General features: G+C 73.5%; 19 protein-coding genes. 8 read left to right on the forward strand and 11 right to left on the reverse strand.

Annotated elements, in window-relative coordinates:
- Window positions 1-39 precede the first annotated feature (39 nt).
- Together moeZ and FHX75_RS19885 are read left to right on the forward strand one after the other, a co-directional pair.
- Window positions 40-1,221 (forward strand): adenylyltransferase/sulfurtransferase MoeZ, encoded by a 1,182-nt coding sequence (gene moeZ / locus FHX75_RS19880; protein ID WP_154941768.1) that lies wholly within the window; start codon window positions 40-42, stop codon window positions 1,219-1,221.
- 103 nt (window positions 1,222-1,324) lie between these two features.
- A complete protein-coding gene (locus FHX75_RS19885) occupies window positions 1,325-2,155 on the forward strand; it encodes a prenyltransferase/squalene oxidase repeat-containing protein (protein WP_154942060.1) in 831 nt (276 codons plus the stop codon).
- Here FHX75_RS19885 and FHX75_RS19890 read toward each other — a convergent pair.
- From FHX75_RS19890 to proB, 8 genes are all read right to left on the reverse strand, one after another.
- The gene (locus FHX75_RS19890; protein ID WP_154941769.1) at window positions 2,139-2,654 is read right to left on the reverse strand and encodes an SUKH-4 family immunity protein; all 516 of its coding nucleotides are present in this window, start codon (window positions 2,652-2,654) and stop codon (window positions 2,139-2,141) included. The two genes, FHX75_RS19885 and FHX75_RS19890, sit on opposite strands and share 17 nt — an antisense overlap.
- A 30-nt stretch (window positions 2,655-2,684) precedes the next feature.
- Window positions 2,685-3,302 (reverse strand): hypothetical protein, encoded by a 618-nt coding sequence (locus FHX75_RS19895; RefSeq protein WP_154941770.1) that lies wholly within the window; start codon window positions 3,300-3,302, stop codon window positions 2,685-2,687.
- Entirely contained in the window at window positions 3,299-3,928 is a 630-nt protein-coding gene (locus FHX75_RS19900; RefSeq protein ID WP_154941771.1) for a hypothetical protein, read from the reverse strand. The genes FHX75_RS19895 and FHX75_RS19900 overlap by 4 nt, the downstream gene beginning before the upstream one ends.
- Window positions 3,921-4,415: a WXG100-like domain-containing protein gene (locus tag FHX75_RS19905; RefSeq protein WP_154941772.1), complete on the reverse strand. Its 495-nt coding sequence runs from the start codon at window positions 4,413-4,415 to the stop codon at window positions 3,921-3,923. Before FHX75_RS19905 ends, FHX75_RS19900 begins: the two co-directional genes overlap by 8 nt.
- Window positions 4,416-4,443: 28 nt before the next feature.
- A complete protein-coding gene (locus FHX75_RS19910; RefSeq protein ID WP_154941773.1) occupies window positions 4,444-4,770 on the reverse strand; it encodes a WXG100 family type VII secretion target in 327 nt (108 codons plus the stop codon).
- Between the two features lie 2 nt (window positions 4,771-4,772).
- Window positions 4,773-5,171 (reverse strand): YbaB/EbfC family nucleoid-associated protein, encoded by a 399-nt coding sequence (locus tag FHX75_RS19915; protein WP_154941774.1) that lies wholly within the window; start codon window positions 5,169-5,171, stop codon window positions 4,773-4,775.
- 85 nt (window positions 5,172-5,256) lie between these two features.
- Window positions 5,257-6,501 carry a glutamate-5-semialdehyde dehydrogenase gene (locus tag FHX75_RS19920; RefSeq protein WP_154942061.1) on the reverse strand — a complete coding sequence of 415 codons (1,245 nt, stop codon included), beginning with the start codon at window positions 6,499-6,501 and terminating at the stop codon, window positions 5,257-5,259.
- Window positions 6,502-6,532: 31 nt separating this feature from the next.
- Complete coding sequence (proB, locus tag FHX75_RS19925; protein ID WP_425463504.1) at window positions 6,533-7,642, reverse strand: glutamate 5-kinase; 1,110 nt, start codon at window positions 7,640-7,642, stop codon at window positions 6,533-6,535.
- Between the two features lie 61 nt (window positions 7,643-7,703).
- On the opposite strand from proB, the gene FHX75_RS19930 reads away from it, so the two are divergent.
- Genes FHX75_RS19930 through FHX75_RS19940 form a run of 3 tightly spaced genes read left to right on the forward strand, consistent with a single transcriptional unit; the run spans window position 7,704 to window position 10,884 of the window.
- On the forward strand, window positions 7,704-8,018 hold the full coding sequence (locus FHX75_RS19930; RefSeq protein WP_154941776.1) for an MGMT family protein: 315 nt from the start codon (window positions 7,704-7,706) through the stop codon (window positions 8,016-8,018).
- A 32-nt stretch (window positions 8,019-8,050) separates the two neighbouring features.
- Window positions 8,051-9,433 (forward strand): MFS transporter, encoded by a 1,383-nt coding sequence (locus tag FHX75_RS19935; RefSeq protein WP_154941777.1) that lies wholly within the window; start codon window positions 8,051-8,053, stop codon window positions 9,431-9,433.
- Window positions 9,430-10,884 carry a pyridoxal phosphate-dependent decarboxylase family protein gene (locus tag FHX75_RS19940; RefSeq protein WP_154941778.1) on the forward strand — a complete coding sequence of 485 codons (1,455 nt, stop codon included), beginning with the start codon at window positions 9,430-9,432 and terminating at the stop codon, window positions 10,882-10,884. Before FHX75_RS19935 ends, FHX75_RS19940 begins: the two co-directional genes overlap by 4 nt.
- Window positions 10,885-10,933: 49 nt before the next feature.
- Here the strand turns inward: FHX75_RS19940 and FHX75_RS31275 are convergent, their stop codons facing one another.
- The 3 genes from FHX75_RS31275 to FHX75_RS30890 form a co-directional block, all read right to left on the reverse strand.
- Window positions 10,934-12,136 carry a COG1361 family protein gene (locus FHX75_RS31275; RefSeq protein ID WP_154941779.1) on the reverse strand — a complete coding sequence of 401 codons (1,203 nt, stop codon included), beginning with the start codon at window positions 12,134-12,136 and terminating at the stop codon, window positions 10,934-10,936.
- The gene (locus FHX75_RS19950; RefSeq protein WP_154941780.1) at window positions 12,129-12,677 is read right to left on the reverse strand and encodes a SigE family RNA polymerase sigma factor; all 549 of its coding nucleotides are present in this window, start codon (window positions 12,675-12,677) and stop codon (window positions 12,129-12,131) included. The genes FHX75_RS31275 and FHX75_RS19950 overlap by 8 nt, the downstream gene beginning before the upstream one ends.
- Before the next feature lie 175 nt (window positions 12,678-12,852).
- Complete coding sequence (locus tag FHX75_RS30890; RefSeq protein ID WP_170285408.1) at window positions 12,853-13,011, reverse strand: hypothetical protein; 159 nt, start codon at window positions 13,009-13,011, stop codon at window positions 12,853-12,855.
- A gap of 165 nt (window positions 13,012-13,176) precedes the next feature.
- Here FHX75_RS30890 and FHX75_RS19955 point away from each other — a divergent pair, with 165 nt between their 5' ends.
- From FHX75_RS19955 to FHX75_RS19965, 3 genes are all read left to right on the forward strand, one after another.
- Window positions 13,177-13,755 (forward strand): NADH-quinone oxidoreductase subunit B, encoded by a 579-nt coding sequence (locus tag FHX75_RS19955; protein WP_154941781.1) that lies wholly within the window; start codon window positions 13,177-13,179, stop codon window positions 13,753-13,755.
- Window positions 13,756-13,837: 82 nt separating this feature from the next.
- Window positions 13,838-15,721: an MSCRAMM family protein gene (locus FHX75_RS19960; RefSeq protein ID WP_170285409.1), complete on the forward strand. Its 1,884-nt coding sequence runs from the start codon at window positions 13,838-13,840 to the stop codon at window positions 15,719-15,721.
- Between the two features lie 120 nt (window positions 15,722-15,841).
- On the forward strand, window positions 15,842-17,158 hold the full coding sequence (locus FHX75_RS19965) for a DUF2252 domain-containing protein (RefSeq protein WP_154941783.1): 1,317 nt from the start codon (window positions 15,842-15,844) through the stop codon (window positions 17,156-17,158).
- Window positions 17,159-17,166: the final 8 nt, after the last annotated feature.

Genomic DNA, 17,166 nt, shown 5'->3' on the forward strand with positions numbered 1-17,166 from the left:
TGACGCGGTTCGCCACCAGCCGATCCCGGGGAGTCCACCGTGTCGCTGCCCCCGCTCGTCGAGCCCGCCGCCGAGCTGACCGTTGACGAGATCCGCCGCTACTCGCGCCACCTGATCATCCCGGACGTCGGGGTCGCGGGGCAGAAGCGGCTGAAGAACGCCCGGGTGCTCTGTGTCGGCGCCGGCGGTCTCGGCTCACCCGCCCTGCTCTACCTCGCCGCGGCCGGCGTCGGCACGCTCGGCATCATCGACTTCGACACCGTCGACGAGTCCAACCTCCAGCGGCAGGTCATCCACGGCGTCTCCGACGTCGGCCGCCCGAAGGCGGAGTCCGCCGCGGCCTCGATCCGCGAGATCAACCCGCTGGTGAACGTGCGGATCCACAACACCGCGCTGGACCGGGAGAACGTCCGCGAGATCTTCGCCGAGTACGACCTGATCGTCGACGGCACCGACAACTTCGCCACCCGCTACATGGTCAACGACGCGGCGGTGCTGCTCGGCAAGCCGTACGTCTGGGGTTCGATCTACCGCTTCGACGGCCAGGCGTCGGTGTTCTGGGCCGAGCACGGCCCCTGCTACCGCTGCCTCTACCCGGAGCCCCCGCCGCCCGGCATGGTCCCCTCCTGCGCCGAGGGCGGCGTGCTCGGCGTGCTCTGCGCCTCGATCGGCTCGATCCAGGTCAACGAGGCGATCAAGCTGCTCACCGGCATCGGCGAGCCGCTGGTCGGCCGGCTGATGGTCTACGACGCCCTGGAGATGTCGTACCGCAAGATCAAGGTTCGCAAGGACCCGAACTGCGTGCTCTGCGGCGAGAACCCGACGGTCACCGACCTGCTGGAGGACTACGAGGACTTCTGCGGCGCGGTCTCCGAGGAGGCGCAGGAGGCGGTGATCGACGCCACCATCACCGCGCTGGAGCTCAAGGAGTGGCAGGACGCCGGCAAGGACATCTTCCTGGTCGACGTCCGCGAGCCCGCCGAGTACGAGATCGTCCGCATCCCCGGCGCCACGCTGATCCCCAAGGGCGACATCATCTCCGGCGAGGCGCTGGCGACGCTGCCGCAGGACCGGCAGATCGTGCTGCACTGCAAGTCCGGCGTCCGCTCCGCCGAGGCGCTCGCCGCGCTCAAGGCGGCCGGGTTCCGCGACGCGGTGCACGTCCAGGGTGGTGTGCTCTCCTGGATCAAGCAGATCGATCCCTCGCTGCCCGCGTACTGAGCGACGGCCGGGGCCGGCGGCGGGCCACTCACCCGCCCCGGCCTCGGCCGATTCCCCGAGGCGCGATCACCTTTACGCAGGTAGCGTGACCGCCGTGGTGGACATGGACGCCGCTATCGGCTTCGTCGTGGCGCACGGGGACGCGGTGGACCGCGCGCGTCTCTCCCGGCTGCGCACCGGCGCGCCGGTGCCGGTCGAGCTGCTCGACGCCGCCGAGGCCGGGCAGACGCCCGACGGCGGCTGGCCGGCCGTCCTGGACGGTGCCGTCGGCTCCGTCGACGCGACCTGCTTCCGCCTGGCCGAGCTGGACGACCTCGGCGCCCTCGGCCGCCCGGCGGCCCGGCACGCGCTGGACTGGCTCGCCGCCCGCCAACTGCCCGACGGCGGCTGGGACGAGGACCCGTCGCTGGCCGGCCTCGCGCCGGAGTGGGCCCGGCCGGGCGATCCGGAGGCCCGGTTCTACCTCACCGCCAATGCCGGGTTCTGGCTGACCGTGGCCGGCCTGGACGCCCGCGCCGCCGGCCCGCTCGACCACCGCGTCGGCGGCGCGTACGCCGGGGTGGTGCAGGCGGCGGCGCACGCGGTCGCCGCGCAGCTCGCCCCCGACGGCGGCTGGCCGTCCTTCCTGCCCGCCGGCTGGCTGAGCGCGGCCGTGCTGCACCGGCAGGAGATGTACTACGAGTCGGCGCGGATCCAGGCGGTGCTGGCCGAGCGGATCCCGAAGATGTCCCCGGCCGACGTGGCCTGGCTGGCCGCGACGCTGCGTCGGGTCGAGGTGGGCGAGGAGCAGTGGCTGCTGGTCTCGGCCCGCCGCCGGCTCGCCGAGACGCAGCGCAGCGACGGCGGCTGGGACAGCGACGACGGTCACCAGTTCGACGTGCACACCACGCTGCGGGCGATCCGGGCCTGCCGGACGGTCACTTCAACTGGCTGATCACCAGCGGCCACCAGCCGTCCGGGGCGAACGCGGCCGGGTCGATGCTCTCCAGCACCATCCGCAGCGTCTCGGCCCGCTCGGCCCGGCCCGCCTTGCCCTCGTCCGCCTCGACGAAGAGCGCGAACTGGTAGAGGAACTCGACGAAGGTGCGGAAGCTGCTGTTGACGCCCTGGATGTCCTGCTGGTCCAGGTCGAACTGGAGGATCTCGCCGTTGCGCGGGTCCAGCACGTAGAGCAGGTCGGGGTTGTCGGCGACCGCGCCCACCACGATCAGCCGGACGTCCAGCGAACCGTCCTCGGTGGTCAGCTGGATGGTGTCGTACAGCTCGATGTCGCCCTCGAGAAAGGCGGTGAAGACCACCGCCACGTCGAGCGGGATCTCGTCGCCGGCGGGGAGCAGGTCGGGGCTGAACCCACCCTCCAGCCACGCCTCGCGCGGGTACGGGATGAGCTCGTCCTCGCTCCACAACGCGGTGAACCGCGGATCAGCTGCCATGACCGTCCTTAAGCAGGGTCGACGGGTGGGTCAGGAGGACAGACCGGCGGCGATCAGCAGTCGCCGCCAGTTGTCGGCGTACTCGCCGGCGTGCCGGCCCTTGCGCAGCCGTTGCTCTCCAGCGGCGGGGCCGAAGACCACGGCCGTCAGCTCCGGGTAGCGGGGGCCGAGCACGTGTTCGTCGAAGAAGGTGGCGACATCGGGGGCGATGACGGTGAACTCGACGTCCTCGTCGGGGTGCTCGTACTGGTAGACGTAGGCGCTGGACTCCATGTAGTACACGTCCAGATCTTCCAGGTCGAGGTAGATCGGATCGCCGCCGCGGATCTCGGCGCGTAGACCGGGGGGGACGCTGTCCATCTCGTAGCCGACGATCAGCGGGCTGCCCATCGGGTCGTTCGGGTCGACCTCGTACGCCGCCCAGGCCTGCGGGGTGAGGATCTCCTTCGGCGCGTGGAACCGGAAGTTGTCGCCCTCCAGGCGCTGGAACAGGCTATAGACCTCGGCTACGCCGGGCAGGTCGGCGATCGGCGCCAGCGGTGCCGGTCCGTCGATGCGGACACCGAAGCCGTGCTCGGACTCGACCCGGGTGAGCAGCTCCAGCTTCTCGGCGATCCGGGCGAGGACGGCGGGGTCCGGCCCGGTCATGGCAGGACCTTCACGATGATCGGGGTGCCTGCGGGCACGTCGCGCAACGCCACGGAGATGTCGCTGCCGATCTGGCGGTTGGTCCAGGCGTCCATCAGCCTGAGGTTAGCGTATTCGTCCTTTCCGTCGAGTTGTAGCTCGTGGACGTGGTCCGGGTCGAGCCCCTGGCCCCGCGCGGTGATCGGCCCCCGACCGTCGTAGAGGCGGTCGACGAGACTCTTGTTGGCCAGGTACTGGTTGGTCTCCGGGGTGCCGTGCTGCTGGGTCAGCCGCTTGTTCCTGGTCAGCCGACGGGTCACCCGGTCCCGGAAGACGTTGGTGCGGGTCCGGGTGCCCGGCTTGGTCCCTCGGCCTCCCCGGTGGTAGACGTTGTTGGCCGTCCGGTCCGACTTCGCCTTGCTCAGCCGGCCCTCCTGGCCGAGCCGGACCAGGTCCCGGGCCTTGCGGTCGAAGTCCCGCTTGTCGAAATCCGGCCGGTTGCGCAGCACCAGGACCGCCGGGCCGTTGGGCGTGGTCCCGGCCGTCTTGGCGGTGCGGAACACGTCGGCATTCTCCAGGTACGCCGAGACGATCTTGGCGCCCTTGGCCTGGGCCTGCCGGGGCGGCGCGGTCCGCTTCTTAGCCATTGAGCACCGTGTCCACCGCCAGCCCGATCAGCTGGTCGACGATCAGCCCGGTGATCATCTTGAAGATCGGGATCTCCAGCAGGGACGCGCCGAAGGTCGCCACCGCCGTGGCGATCGCCTGCGCGATCTGGATGGCCAGCAGGATCAGCTGGATGATCACCTGGATCTTCAGGGCCAGCACCACCCCCGCCGCGGCCATCAGCCCGATGGCGATCACGTTCGTCGGGTTGGTGGCGTCGGCGATGTTGCGGGCGGCCGACTCCTTGTCGTTCCACTCGCTGGCGAAGGCGGTGATGCTCTCGCCCCGGTTGGTCTCCAGCACCGTCCGTGCCGCCGACTCCAACCGGGCGACCGAGCCGTTGATCCGGTCGGCCATGCCGGTCCACTCGCCGGCGAGCTGGAAGATCGCGGTCTCGTCGGACTCCGGCCAGTCGTACCCGATCATCGAGAGCAGGGACGCGAGCTCACCCGGAAGCGTCAGGCCCACGGCGACTCCTTTCGTACGTGCGGAGGGCTCAGCCGCCCAGCGAGCCGAGGATCGAGCGGAACGAGGCGGTGACGTCCTCCTCGATGGCCCGGTAGTTCTCGGCCATCCCGTGCAGGCCGTCGGCGTAGCTCTCCAGCTCGGCGACGTTGGTGCTGAGGCACTCGGTCAGGGCGTCCACACAGGCCTGGTGGGCGACGCCGACCAGCATGCCGATCTCGTCGCCGCCGAAGGCCTGCGCGTAGCTGCCCAGCGCGGCCTGGAACGTCTCGAAGGCCTGCCGGACCTCCTCCTTGGCCTGGGTCAGCTCGTCCGCGCCGCGGCGCAGGGCGTCGATGTCGACCTCGAGGTTCTCCATCGTCAGCTCCGCTGCTGGATCTTGCGCATGGTCTCGCTGATGGCCTGGCTGATCTCGCGCATCTGGCGCAGGCCCTGGTCCTGGAGGTGCTCGACGGTGGCGGTCATCGCGGCGAGATCGGGCATCGGCTCGGCCGCGGCCGGGTCGTCCTGCCCGTCGAGCGCCGCGTTCACCGCCCGGCGCAACTCCTCGGCGAGGTGTTCCGCCCCCTCGCGCAGCACCCGGGGGTCGAGGTCGACGGCAGTGACCCGCCCGTCGGTGCCGAGGGTGACCCGGATCCGTCCGTCGGCGGCCTCGCCCACCGACTCGACCCGTTCCCGGGGCGTGACGGTGCGGCTGACCTCCCGCAGCGCGGCGCGCGCCTGCGCCAACTGCTCTTCCAGGGCGCTCTCGCCCAGCATGCCGCCTCCCCAGACAAGCCGTGCCGAACCGGCCTCAGACTAGCGGCCCCGCGCACCCCCGCGTACGCCCGTCCAACCCGGACAGTCAGCCGCGCAGGTGCCCGTCCCCGGTGACCACGTACTTCGTCGAGGTCAGCTCGGGCAGACCCATCGGACCGCGGGCGTGCAGCTTCTGGGTGGAGATGCCGATCTCGGCGCCGAAGCCGAACTCGCCGCCGTCGGTGAACCGGGTCGACGCGTTCACCATCACCGCCGCCGCGTCCACCCGGGCCACGAACTCCCGGGCCGCCGCGGCGGAGTCGGTGAGGATCGCCTCGGTGTGTCCGGTGCCGTAGCGGCGGATGTGCGCGACCGCCGCGTCGAGCGAGTCGACCACGGCCACCGAGATGTCCGCCGAGAGGTACTCGGTGGCGAAGTCCTCGTCGGTGGCCGGCACCACCGCGGCGGAGAACGCGGCCACCCGGTCGTCGCCGTGCACGGTCACCCCGGCCTGGGCGAAGGCGGCCAGCGCCGGCGGCAGGAAGGCGTCCGCGACGGCCGCGTGCACCAGCAGCGACTCGGCGGTGTTGCAGGTGGACAGCCGCTGGGTCTTCGCGTTGAGGGTGACCGCCACCGCCTTCGCCACGTCCGCCGCGGCGTCGACGTAGACGTGGCAGTTGCCCACCCCGGTCTCGATCACCGGCACCGTCGACTCCTCGACCACGGTGCGGATCAGCGACGCGCCGCCGCGCGGGATCAGCACGTCGACCAGCCCGCGCGCCCGCATCAGCTCCTTGACCGAGTCGCGCGAGGTGGCGTCGAGCAGCTGCACCGCGTCCGCCGGCAGGCCGGCCCCGGCGACCGCGTCCCGCAGCACGGCGACCAGCGCCGCGTTCGAGTGCGCCGCCGACGAGGACCCGCGCAGCAGCGCGGCGTTGCCGGACTTCAGGCAGATCCCGGCGGCGTCCACGGTCACGTTCGGCCGGGCTTCGTAGATGATGCCGACCACCCCGAACGGCACCCGGATCTGGCGCAGCTCCAGCCCGTTGGGCAGGGTCGAGCCGCGGACCACCTCGCCCACCGGGTCGGGCAGCGCGGCCATCTGGCGCAGCGCGTCCGCGATGCCCGCCACCCGGCCGGCGTCGAGCGCCAGCCGGTCCAGCACGGCCGCGCTCAGCCCGGCCTCGCGCCCGGCCGCCAGGTCCGCCTCGTTCGCGGTCAGAATCTCCGGGGTACGCGCCACCAGCGCGTCGGCCATCGCGTGCAGCGCGGCGTCCTTGGCGGTACGCGTGGCGACCGCCAGCTCGCCCGCCGCGTCCCGGGCCCGGCGGGCCTGCTCGCTGACGCTCATGCCGGCACTCCGCTGCGTCATCGGCAACTCCTCACAGCAGCACGAGGTCGTCACGGTGGACGACCTCCCGTTCGTACGCCGGGCCGAGCGCCGCGGCGAGTTCGGAGGTGGAGCGGCCGAGCAGCCCCGGCAGCTCCACCGCGTCGTAGTTGACCAGCCCTCGGGCCACCGGCGCGCCCTCGGCGTCCACCAGGTCGACCGGGTCGCCGGCGGTGAACGCGCCGTCCACGGCGGTGATCCCGGCCGGCAGCAGCGACTTGCGCCGCCCCACCACCGCCTGGACCGCCCCCGGGTCGAGGTGCAGCCGCCCCCGGGGCGCGGTGGCGTGCGCGAGCCAGAACAGCCGGGCCGCGGGCCGCCGCCGGCTGGCGTGGAAGAAGGTGCCGACCGGCTCGCCGGCCAGCGCCTCGGCGGCCAGCGGCGCGGCGGTCAGCACCACCGGAATGCCGAAGCCGGTGGCGATCCGGGCCGCCTCGACCTTGGTGACCATGCCGCCGGTGCCGACGCCGGAACGGCCCGCGCCGCCGATGTCGATGCCGGCCAGGTCGGCCTCGCCGCGCACCTCGGTGATCCGGGCGCTGCCCGGCTGGGTCGGGTCCCCGGTCCAGAGCGCGTCCACGTCGGAGAGGAGCACCAGCAGGTCGGCGTCGACCAGGGCGGCGACCAGCGCGGCCAGCCGGTCGTTGTCGCCGAAGCGGATCTCCTCGGTGGCGACCGTGTCGTTCTCGTTGACGATCGGCACGGCGCGCAGGTCGAGCAGCTTGCGCAGGGTCCGGTACGCGTTGCGGTAGTGCGCCCGCCGGGTCACGTCGTCGACGGTGAGCAGCACCTGGCCGACGGTGAGCCGGTGCCGGGCGAAGCCGGTCGCGTACCGGCCGATGAGCAGGCCCTGCCCGACGCTCGCGGCGGCCTGCTGGGTGGCCAGGTCGCGGGGACGCCGGGCCAGCCCGAGCGGGGCCAGGCCGGCGGCGATCGCGCCGGAGGAGACCAGCACCACCTCGTGCCCCTGGGCGGCGAGCGCGCCGAGGGTGTCCACCAGGGCGTCGACCCGGGCGTCGTCCAGCCCGCCGCCGCCGGTGGTCAGCGAGGACGAACCGATCTTGACGACGATCCGCCGGGCCTGGGTGACTGCTTCGCGCACCCGCCCATTCTGCGCGGTCGGTCCCGCGCGGCCCGGCAGGCTTCCCATATCCTGGCCGGTCGTGACGCCTGAGGAGTACGTCGAGACGGTGCTCGCGCTGGTCGAGCGGATCCCGCCGGGCCGGGTGATGTCGTACGGGGCGGTCGCCGACGCCCTCGCCGAGCGCTCGGGTCGGGCCTCCGCGCGGCTGGTCGGCTCGATCATGGCCCGGCACGGCGGCGGGGTGCCCTGGCACCGGGTGGTGACCTCCGCCGGCCGGCTGCCGCCCGGTCACGAGGTCGAGGCGCGGGCCCGGTTGCGGGCCGAGGGCTGCCCGTTGCGGGCCACCGGGGTGGACATGTCGGCGGCGAGCTGGTGGCCGGAAGAGGGAATGTGACCCCGGCCATAACGTGAGTAACATTCGGCCCCATGGACGCGCCGCCGGCTGAAGCCGACCCCTCGGTCGCCGGCCCGACCGGGGCGCGGCGACCGGACCCGCTGCCGCGCCGGGTGCACGCCGGCTACGCCCTCGGCTCGCTGGCCACCGGCGCGTTCGGCACCGTGCCGGGGCTGCTGCTGCTGCCGTACCTCACCGACACCCTGGGCGTGGCCGCCGGGGTGGCCGCCCTGCTGGTGCTGCTGCCCAAGGCGTGGGACGTGCTGGTGAACCCGGTGGCCGGGCGCCTCTCCGACCGCACCCGTTCCCGCTGGGGGCCGCGCCGGCCGTGGCTGCTCGGCGCCGGGCTCGCCCTCGCGGTGCTCTTCGGCGCCATCTTCGCCGCGCCCTTCGGCGCCGGTCCCGCCGCCGGGGCGTACGTGGCGGTCGCCTTCCTCGCCACCGCCACCGCGTTCGCCTTCTTCCAGGTGCCGTACGTGGCGATGCCGGCCGAGCTGACCGGCGACCGCGCGGAGCGTACCCGGCTGATGACCTGGCGGATCGCGGTGCTGGCGCTGGCCATCCTGGTCTCCGGCGCGGTGGCCCCGATGGTGGTGACCGCGACCGGCGACGGCCTCGCCGGGCACCGGTGGATGGGCCTCTTCGTCGCCGCGCTGATCGCCCTCGGCGCGGTCGGCGCCTTCCTCGGCACCCGCGCGGCCGCGACCGGCGCGGTGACCGAGACCGAGCCGACGCTGCGCGCCCAGCTCGCGGTGGCCGCCGGCAACCGGCCGTTCCGGGCGCTGCTGCTCTGCTTCGTGATCCAGTCGGCCGGGGTGGCGACCATCCTGGCCGGGGTCAGCTACTTCGCCGACCAGATCCTGCGCGACCCGGACAATGGCCCGACCCTGCTCTTCGCCTGCTTCGTCGGGCCGGCGCTGCTGGTGATGCCGCTGTGGTCCCGGCTCGGCGCCCGGCTCGGCAAGCGGACCGCCCTGGTCGCCGCCTCGCTGCTGCTCGCCGCCGGGGCGCTCGCCCTGGTCGCCGCGCCCGCACTGCCCGCCGCCGCCGTCTACGCGGTGGTCGCGCTGCTCGGCGTCGGGTACGCCGGCCAGCAGGTCTTCGCCCTGGCCCTGCTGCCGGACTGCGTCGCCCACGAGACCGCGCGGACCGGTCGCCGGCAGGCGGGCGTCTTCACCGGCCTGTGGACGGCGGGGGAGACCTTCGGCCTGGCGCTGGGCCCCGGCCTCTACGGCCTGGTGCTCCAGGTCTCCGGCTACGTCTCCTCCGACACCGGCACCGCGGCGGCCCAGTCCGACCAGGCCCGGCTCGGCGTGCTGCTCGGCTTCACCGTGCTGCCCGCCCTGCTGGTCGGGCTCGCCGTGCTGCTGCTGCGCGGCTGGACCCTGGACCCCGACCCGAAGGGCGACCGATGATCGACGAGGACGGCGTACCCGCCGAGCGGGTGCTGGCGGAGATCCGCGAGCTGCGGGCCCTCGACCGGCCGACGCACGGCGGGCGGCTGTTCGCCTACGTCTACGACCCGGCGGTGCCCGGCCTGGACGAGCTGGCCGCGGCCGCGCACGCCGGCAGCGCGCACGTCAACGGGCTCGACCCGACCGCCTTCCCGTCCCTGCTGGCGATGGAGAACGCGCTGGTCGGGGCGGCCGCCCGGCTGCTCGGCGGCGGCCCCGGCACGACCGCGCCGGAGGTGGTCGGCAGCGTCACCAGCGGTGGCACCGAGTCGCTGATCCTCGCCGTCAAGGCCGCCCGGGACGCCCGCCCCGAGCTGACCGCGCCCCGGATCGTGGTGCCGGCCAGCGGGCACGCCGCCTTCGCCAAGGCCGCCCACCTGCTCGGGGTCACCCTCGACACGGTGCCCGTCGACCCGAAGACGCTGCGCCCGGCGGCCGCCGACGTGGCCGCCGCGATCCGCCCGGAGACGGTCCTGGTGGCCTGCTCCGCCCCCTCGTACGCGCACGGCGTCATCGACCCGGTGGCGGAGATCGCCGCGGCGGCCGCGGCGGCCGGGGTGCGCTGCCACGTGGACGCCTGCTTCGGCGGCTGGACGCTGCCCTACCTGCGCCGCCTCGGTGCGCCGGTGCCGCCGTTCGACTTCGCCGTCGACGGGGTCACCTCGATCTCGGTGGACCTGCACAAGTACGCGTACGCCCCGAAGGGCGTGTCGGTGCTGCTGCACCGCGACCCGGCGCTGCGCGCCCCGCAGTACTTCGCGTACGCGGACTGGCCCGGGTACACGATGGTCAACCCGGTGCTCGCCTCGACCCGCTCCGGCGGGCCGATCGCCGCCGCGTACGCCACCCTGCGGCACCTCGGCGACGCCGGCTACCTGCGGCTGGCCGCCGCGACCCGGGACGCGGTCACCGCGCTGGCCGACGCCGTGCGCGGTGTCGACGGGCTGCGGCTGATGGCCGAGCCGGAGTCGACGGTGGTCTGCTTCACCGCCACCGACCCGGAACTCGACCTCTTCGTGCTGGTCGACGAGCTGACCGCCCGGGACTGGCACACCCAGCCCCAGCTCCGGTACGCGGACCTGCCGCCGAGCGTGCACCTGACCGTGACCGCCTCGGTCGCGCCCCGGGTCGCCGAGTTCGGCCCGGACCTGGCCGCCGCGGTGGCCGCGGCCCGGGCGGCCGGTCCGGTCCGGCTCCCCGCCGAGCTGCGGGCGTTGGCGACCGCGCTGACCCCGCAGGCGCTCACCCCGGAGCTGGTCGCCGGCCTGGCCGCCGGGCTCGGCCTCGACGGGGACCGGGGCGTGCCGGAGCGGATGGCCGTGGTGAACACCCTGCTGGACGCCGCCCCGCCGGCGCTGCGCGAGCGGCTGCTGGTCGAGTTCGTCAGCCTGCTGCAACGCCCTCGCTGGTGACACCGGGGACGCGGCCCGGCACGGCAGGTGGGCGCCGGGCCGCGACCGGTCACCGGTAGTCGATCCGGACGAGATTGTCGACGCCGTAGACCTCCTCGACGACCGTGGACCGGGCGTCCATCGGGCGGGCCTCCACGTCGGCCGTTCCCCGGCCCACGGTCACCCCCGCCGCGGCCCGCAGGCCCAGGGTGAGCCGGAGTTCCGCACCGGCGTCGAGCCTGCCGAGCTCGCAGCTGACCGGCTGGCTGGTCGTCGCCGGGGTGTTGCGGCAGGGGGCCCAGCCGTCGCCGTCCGGGCGCAGCGCCGACGGCAGGTCCAGCCGGAGCGCCACGTAGGCGGCCGGGCCGGTGCCCGCGTTGCGGATCCGCACTGTCACCGTGCCCGGGTGTGAGCCGTCCGGAGCAGTGGCGAGCACCAGATCGGTGGCGGTGAGGACGAGGTTCACCCCATGCCGGTTCGGGCCGAAGGCGGTCGGCCCGGAGACCTGACCGAACGAGCGGCCGTCCCAGCGGTAACCGCGCCACTGCCGCTGCGACCAGTCACCGGGCCAGCCGCCGCCGGGTGCGATGTCGCCGACCTGCACGCGGACCACACCGTCGTCGCGGGCATCGAGCGCGATCAGCCACTGCGGTCGCTCCAACCGGGTCCTCGTCACCTGGCCGACGGTGACGATCCGGCCGGACCGGTCGCGGTCGAAGGCCACCACCTGCTGCGGGCCGCCGGTGCCCCGCACGCACTGCACCAGCGCCACGGTTTCGGCCGCCCCGTCGCCGTCGATGTCACCGGTGTCGAGCGCGAGCAGGGTGTTCGTCTCCCACCCGGCTTCGCCGGTCAACCGGACCCGGCCGTTCGGGCAACCGGCGTCGACGTGCCAGGTGGGCAGCGTGACCGGGCCGGCCAGGAGCTGGGCCCGGCTGATCCGGCCGTCCGGTGCCCCGGTCGGGCTGGTGCTGGTGGTCGCCGACGACGGGCTCGGGCTGCCGGAGCCGCTCGGCGTCGGTGACGGGCTCGCGGTGGCACTCGGTGTCGGCTCGACCGGGGTCGGGCCGGGGGCCGGGCGGTCCAGCGCCGCGTACCCGACGACCGGCCCGGCCAGCAGGGTCAGGGCGGCCGTCGCCCCCGCGGCGAGGTGGCTGCGCCGCCGCCGGCGTACGGCCCGCCGCACGGCGGCCGGTCCCGGCACCTCGATCTCGGTCATCACCGCCTGTCGGTAGCGGGCGAACTCCGCGGCGAGAACCTCCTGCTCAGGCATCCCGCACCTCCTCGGTGGTCTCGCGCAGGTGGGTGGCGAGCGTCGTCCGGCCCCGGTGCAGCCAGGACTTGACCGTGCCCTCGGCGACCTGCTCCTGAGCGGCGATCTCGGCAACCGTCAGGTCGGCGAGGTAGTGCAGCACCACGGCGCGGCGCTGCTTGGGCGGCAACTGCGCCAGGGCCTGGTCGAGCGCCACCCGGTCCGGCGTCGGCCCGGCCACGTGCGTCTCCCGCTGCCGGCGCAGGAACCGTTCGGCGGTACGCAGCCGCCGCCAGCGGTGGTGGCCCAGGTTCCAGGCGACCTTGCGTACCCAGGCCAGCGGGTCCTCGTAGCCGGCCACCCGGTCCCAGCGCACGTACGCCCGGCAGAAGGCCTCCTGGACCAGGTCCTGTGCCTGGCCGAGGTCACCGGTGTACGCGGTGAGCTGGACGACCAGCCCCCGGAAGTGCGCGTGGTAGAAGTCGTCGAAGATCAGCTCGGGCGGCTGGGGAGCCGGTCCCGGCGGTGGCCCGGCGACCCGCACGTCTCTCGTCACAGTCACTCGTCCTCCCCGTGGCGGCCGTGGGTCCGTACCCGCCGGCACCGGTCACTCCGGTGCCGGCACCGGCCGGTTGTCGTCGTTCGACGGGGGAGGGCGGTCGGGACCGGGACGACCGGATCCGGACGGGCACCGCCGGCCGAGACCCCCGTGCCCGGCCGGCGGTGGCTCATGGACGTCAGCCGTGGTCGGCGGCGTCGAGCGTGACCAGCCGGCCCGCCGAGACGGCGGCCGGTCGGTCGGTCGTCGTGGTGACGGCGCCCGGTGCCGCGGCCAGGACGGCCGGCGCCGACCCGAGCAGCGCGCCGGCGACCCGTTTTCCGGTTCCTACGTTCATGCCTTCTCCCCGTGATCGTCGGGCGCGGCGTCGGCCGCGCCCGTTGGTGCCGCGCGGGTGGGTTCCGTCCGCCTCGTCACACCCGTAGAAGCCCGCGACGGCCGTTCCGGTTGCAGCCCGGGCGCTGTGGTTGACTGTCCGGTGGGAGACAGGAAGGGGGCGATCGTGCAGCTGCCGGCAGTGCTCGGCGAGCCGATCCGGTTCGTGCTGAACTGGGGCCGCCGCTACTCGCTCTGGGTCTTCAACTTCGGTCTGGCCTGCTGCGCGATCGAGTTCATCGCCACCAGCATGGGTCGGCACGACTTCATCCGGCTGGGCGTGATCCCGTTCGCCCACGGCCCCCGGCAGGCCGACCTGATGGTGGTCTCCGGCACGGTCACCGACAAGATGGCCCCGGCGATCAAGCGCCTCTACGACCAGATGCCCGAGCCGAAGTACGTGATCTCGTTCGGCGCCTGCTCCAACTGCGGCGGCCCGTACTGGGACTCGTACTCGGTGACCAAGGGCGTCGACCAGCTCATCCCGGTCGACGTCTACGTGCCCGGCTGCCCGCCGCGGCCGGAGGCGCTGCTGCACGGCATCCTCCGCCTCCAGGAGAAGATCGCCGCCGAGCAGTCCGGGATCGGCGGGGTGGCCCGCCCCGACGCGCTCGCCTCGCCGGCGGACGCCGCGCCCCGCCCGGACTCCCCACCCCGCTCGGTCAGCTCCCTCACCTCCCCGCCGGTGCGCCCGCCGACGTCCTGAACCGCCACCGGGCCCGACCGGCGGCGCCTTCCGGACCGACCGGATGATCTTCGATGTAGTCCGGCGTCGTTATCTTGCTGACATGAGATCCATGCGGGCAACGGGGGCCGCCCTCCTGGCGGCGCTCGCCATAGTTCCTCTCACCGCTGCTCCGGCAGCCGCCGACACCGTCGGCTACACCGGCGTCGTCCGCGATTCCGACGGCACGCCCGTCGCGAACGCCTGCTTCGCCCTGCACACCTCGCCCACCGCCGTCGCGGCCGAGTACTGCTCGAACGCCGAGGGCCGGTACACCATCCCCAGCCCGGCGGACACGTCGAGCTACAAGGTCCGGATGCACGCCGAGGGCTTCCGCACCGAGTGGTGGTACAACGCGCCCGACCACCTGAACGCCGACGCCGTCTGGTTCCCTCGCGACGAACTCGTCGAGCGGGACGTGACCCTCAGCCGCGGGTCGGCCGGCATCAGCGGCCGGATCACCGACGAGTACGGCGCGGCGACCGACGCCACCATCACGATCTACGGCGAGGACTTCTACTACGAAGCCATCGCGTACACCTGGGACCTGGGCGCCGGGCGCTACGCCCTGAACAACCTGCCGCCCGGCCGCTACCGCATCTCCATCTCCGACAACGTGCGCGGCTACCAGTGGGTGCCGCAGAAGGAGACCCGGGACGAGGCCACCGTCTTCACCCTCGCCGACGGCGACGCCCTCGTGGTGAACGAGAGCTTCCTGCCGATGGGCACGGTCGAAGCGCGGGTGACCGACGCGGTGACCGGCATGCCGGTGCGCCGGCCCTGCCTCTACGTCCTCGCCACCGGCGGCAACGACGCGCAGGCCTGCGGCACGAACGGACTGGTCCGGATTCCCAAGGTCCGACCGGGCAGCTGGCAGCTCTCCGTCAGCGCCGGCCCTTCGTACTTCGCCATCGAGGAGACGCAGGAGTACTACCCGGTCACCCGGGGGCAGGTCACCCGGGTCTCGTTCCAGCTCAAGCCTGCCGGCGCGATCACGACGACCGTGCTGGACTCGGCCACCGGCGGGCCGGCCACCGACATCTGCGTCCGGGTGGTACGCCCGAAGGGCGGCGGCCAGTCGGCCCGGATGGGCAGCTACTGCGCCTGGGACGACGGACTGCTGGAGATGGGCCCGTTCAGCGAGGCGGGCACGTACCAGCTCTACGCGTACCAGGCGACCAACCCGTACGAGCCGCCGGCCAAGCGCTACGGCGACCAGTGGGTCACCGCGAACGGGGGCAGCGGTGACCAGCGGGAGGCGCTGCTGGTGACGGTGAAGCCCCAGCAGACCGTCACCATCCCGACGATCAGGATGGACCCGCCCGGCACCATCACCGGCACCGTCCGCAACCCCGCCGGCGCGGTCGTCCCGGGCGTCTGCGCCTACCCGTTCGCCTTCCACCCCAACCAGGGCGCGATCTTCGGCGCGAACTGCACCAACTCCGAGGGTCGCTACACCATCGACGACCTCGGTCCGTACCGCTGGCCGGTCGAGTTCACGCCGAACGCCAGCACCGGGTACGCCTGGCAGTGGTCCGGCGACGTCGCCGACCGGTTCGCGGCCACCCTGACCAAGGTGAACCCGGGCGCCGCCGCGACCGTGGACGCCAAGCTGGTCGCCGGCGGCGTGCTCGCCGGCAAGGTCACCGACGGGTCCGGCGTCGTGGACGGCGGCTACGTCTGGACGTACAACGCCCGGACGCTGGACATCGCCAGCCCGTCGTTCACCAACATCGCCCGCGACGGCACCTTCAGCCTGCGCGGGCACCGCACCCAGGACGTGTACGTCGAGTACTGGGTCGGCAAGCAGTGCTGGTACGGCGTGCGGTCCGCCACCACCGTGGCGATGAAGGCCGGCGCCACCACCACCATCGCCGCGGACAAGACCCGCACCTGCGCTCGCGCGCCGGTGACCGGCGCGCAGACCCGCACCACCGCCCCGAGCTGACTCGACCGTCCGGCCGGCCGGGCGGCCGGTCCGGTGGGTGCCCACCCGCCGGACCGGTCCGCCCGGCTCGCTCGCTCGGCCGAGCGCCTCGGCTGGCGGCCGGGGGTTAGCCTGCGGTCCATGACCCAGTCCGCGGAGCAGCGTTCCGCCTTCATCGTCGACGTGCTCACCGAGGAGTTCGGTGCGTCGATGGCACTCGACCCGGCGGCCTTCCGCCGCAAGTTCCGCAAGATGGCCGCCTCCCCGTTCGCCTTCTACCGGGGCAGCGCGTCCCTGTTCTACGCCGACCAGCGCGGCGACTTCGCCGACGAGGCGTTCCTCGACGAGCGGACCAGCCGGGTGTGGATCCACGGCGACCTGCACGCGGAGAACTTCGGCACCTACATGAACGGCTCCGGGCAGCTGGTGTTCAACGTCAACGACTTCGACGAGGCGTACGTCGGGCCGTTTTCCTGGGATTTGAAGCGCCTGGCGGCCAGCGTCGCCCTGCTCTGCTACGCCAAGGCCCTGTCGGACCAGGTGATCAGTGAGCTGGTCGCCCGGTTCGCCCGGTCGTACCTGACCGAGCTGCGGGCCATCGCGGCCGGCGGGGACGACGCGATCGGCTCGATCACCCTGGACAACGCCGACGGCGTGCTGCGCCGGGTGCTCCAGCAGGCCCGGCTCAACACCCGGGTGGACCTGCTCGCCACGCAGACCACCATCGACAACTACGAGCGCCGCTTCTCCCTCGGCGACGGGGTGTTCGAGATCGACGCGGCCACCCGGAAGAAGGTCTGCGCGGCCTTCGAGCACTACCTGACCACGCTGCCCGCGACCACCGCGCGGCTGCGTCCGGTCGCGGCCCACATCAAGGACGTGGTGCTGCGCAAGGGCGTGGGCATCGGCTCGGCCGGGCTGCCGTCGTACAACCTGCTGCTGGAGGGGCACACCCAGGCGCTGGAGAACGACGTCGTGATCTACATGAAGCAGGCGCAGGTGCCCGCGGTGGCCCGGCACATCGAGGACGAGCGGGTCCGCGGCTACTTCCGGCACCAGGGCCACCGGACGGCCGAGTCGCAGCGGGCACTGCAGGCGCACGCCGACCCGTGGCTGGGCTTCACCGAGCTGGACGGGACCGGCCAGCTCGTCGCCGAGGTCTCCCCGTACGCCGCCGACCTGGACTGGGCGGACGTCAACGAGCCGGACGAGCTGGCCGGGGTGCTGAGCGACCTGGGCCGGGCGGTGGCCCGGATGCACTCGGTCGCCGACGACGAGTCCAGCCACGACCTGGTGGACTACTCCACCGAGGAGTCGATCGTGGCGGCGGTCGACGCCGACGAGGCGGGTTTCGTCGCCCACCTCGTCGACTTCGCGCACGCGTACGGCGTCCGGACCCGGGAGGACCACCAGCTCTTCGTGGACCTGTTCCGCAACGGCCGCCTGCCCGGCATCTGAGGCGGCCG

Origin of the sequence: Micromonospora palomenae (assembly GCF_007829925.1) — a bacterium.
In the GTDB taxonomy this organism is placed as follows: domain Bacteria; phylum Actinomycetota; class Actinomycetes; order Mycobacteriales; family Micromonosporaceae; genus Micromonospora; species Micromonospora purpureochromogenes.

Bases quoted from the DNA above. Each gene is read 5' to 3' on its own strand.
- FHX75_RS19885 (WP_154942060.1), top strand. From the start codon at position 1,325: ATGGACGCCGCTATCGGCTTCGTCGTGGCGCACGGGGACGCGGTGGAC.
- FHX75_RS19890 (WP_154941769.1), bottom strand. From the start codon at position 2,654: ATGGCAGCTGATCCGCGGTTCACCGCGTTGTGGAGCGAGGACGAGCTC.
- FHX75_RS19895 (WP_154941770.1), bottom strand. From the start codon at position 3,302: ATGACCGGGCCGGACCCCGCCGTCCTCGCCCGGATCGCCGAGAAGCTG.
- FHX75_RS19900 (WP_154941771.1), bottom strand. From the start codon at position 3,928: ATGGCTAAGAAGCGGACCGCGCCGCCCCGGCAGGCCCAGGCCAAGGGC.
- FHX75_RS19910 (WP_154941773.1), bottom strand. From the start codon at position 4,770: ATGGAGAACCTCGAGGTCGACATCGACGCCCTGCGCCGCGGCGCGGAC.
- FHX75_RS19915 (WP_154941774.1), bottom strand. From the start codon at position 5,171: ATGCTGGGCGAGAGCGCCCTGGAAGAGCAGTTGGCGCAGGCGCGCGCC.
- FHX75_RS19920 (WP_154942061.1), bottom strand. From the start codon at position 6,501: ATGAGCGTCAGCGAGCAGGCCCGCCGGGCCCGGGACGCGGCGGGCGAG.
- FHX75_RS19935 (WP_154941777.1), top strand. From the start codon at position 8,051: ATGGACGCGCCGCCGGCTGAAGCCGACCCCTCGGTCGCCGGCCCGACC.
- FHX75_RS19940 (WP_154941778.1), top strand. From the start codon at position 9,430: ATGATCGACGAGGACGGCGTACCCGCCGAGCGGGTGCTGGCGGAGATC.
- FHX75_RS31275 (WP_154941779.1), bottom strand. From the start codon at position 12,136: ATGCCTGAGCAGGAGGTTCTCGCCGCGGAGTTCGCCCGCTACCGACAG.
- FHX75_RS30890 (WP_170285408.1), bottom strand. From the start codon at position 13,011: ATGAACGTAGGAACCGGAAAACGGGTCGCCGGCGCGCTGCTCGGGTCG.
- FHX75_RS19960 (WP_170285409.1), top strand. From the start codon at position 13,838: ATGAGATCCATGCGGGCAACGGGGGCCGCCCTCCTGGCGGCGCTCGCC.
- FHX75_RS19965 (WP_154941783.1), top strand. From the start codon at position 15,842: ATGACCCAGTCCGCGGAGCAGCGTTCCGCCTTCATCGTCGACGTGCTC.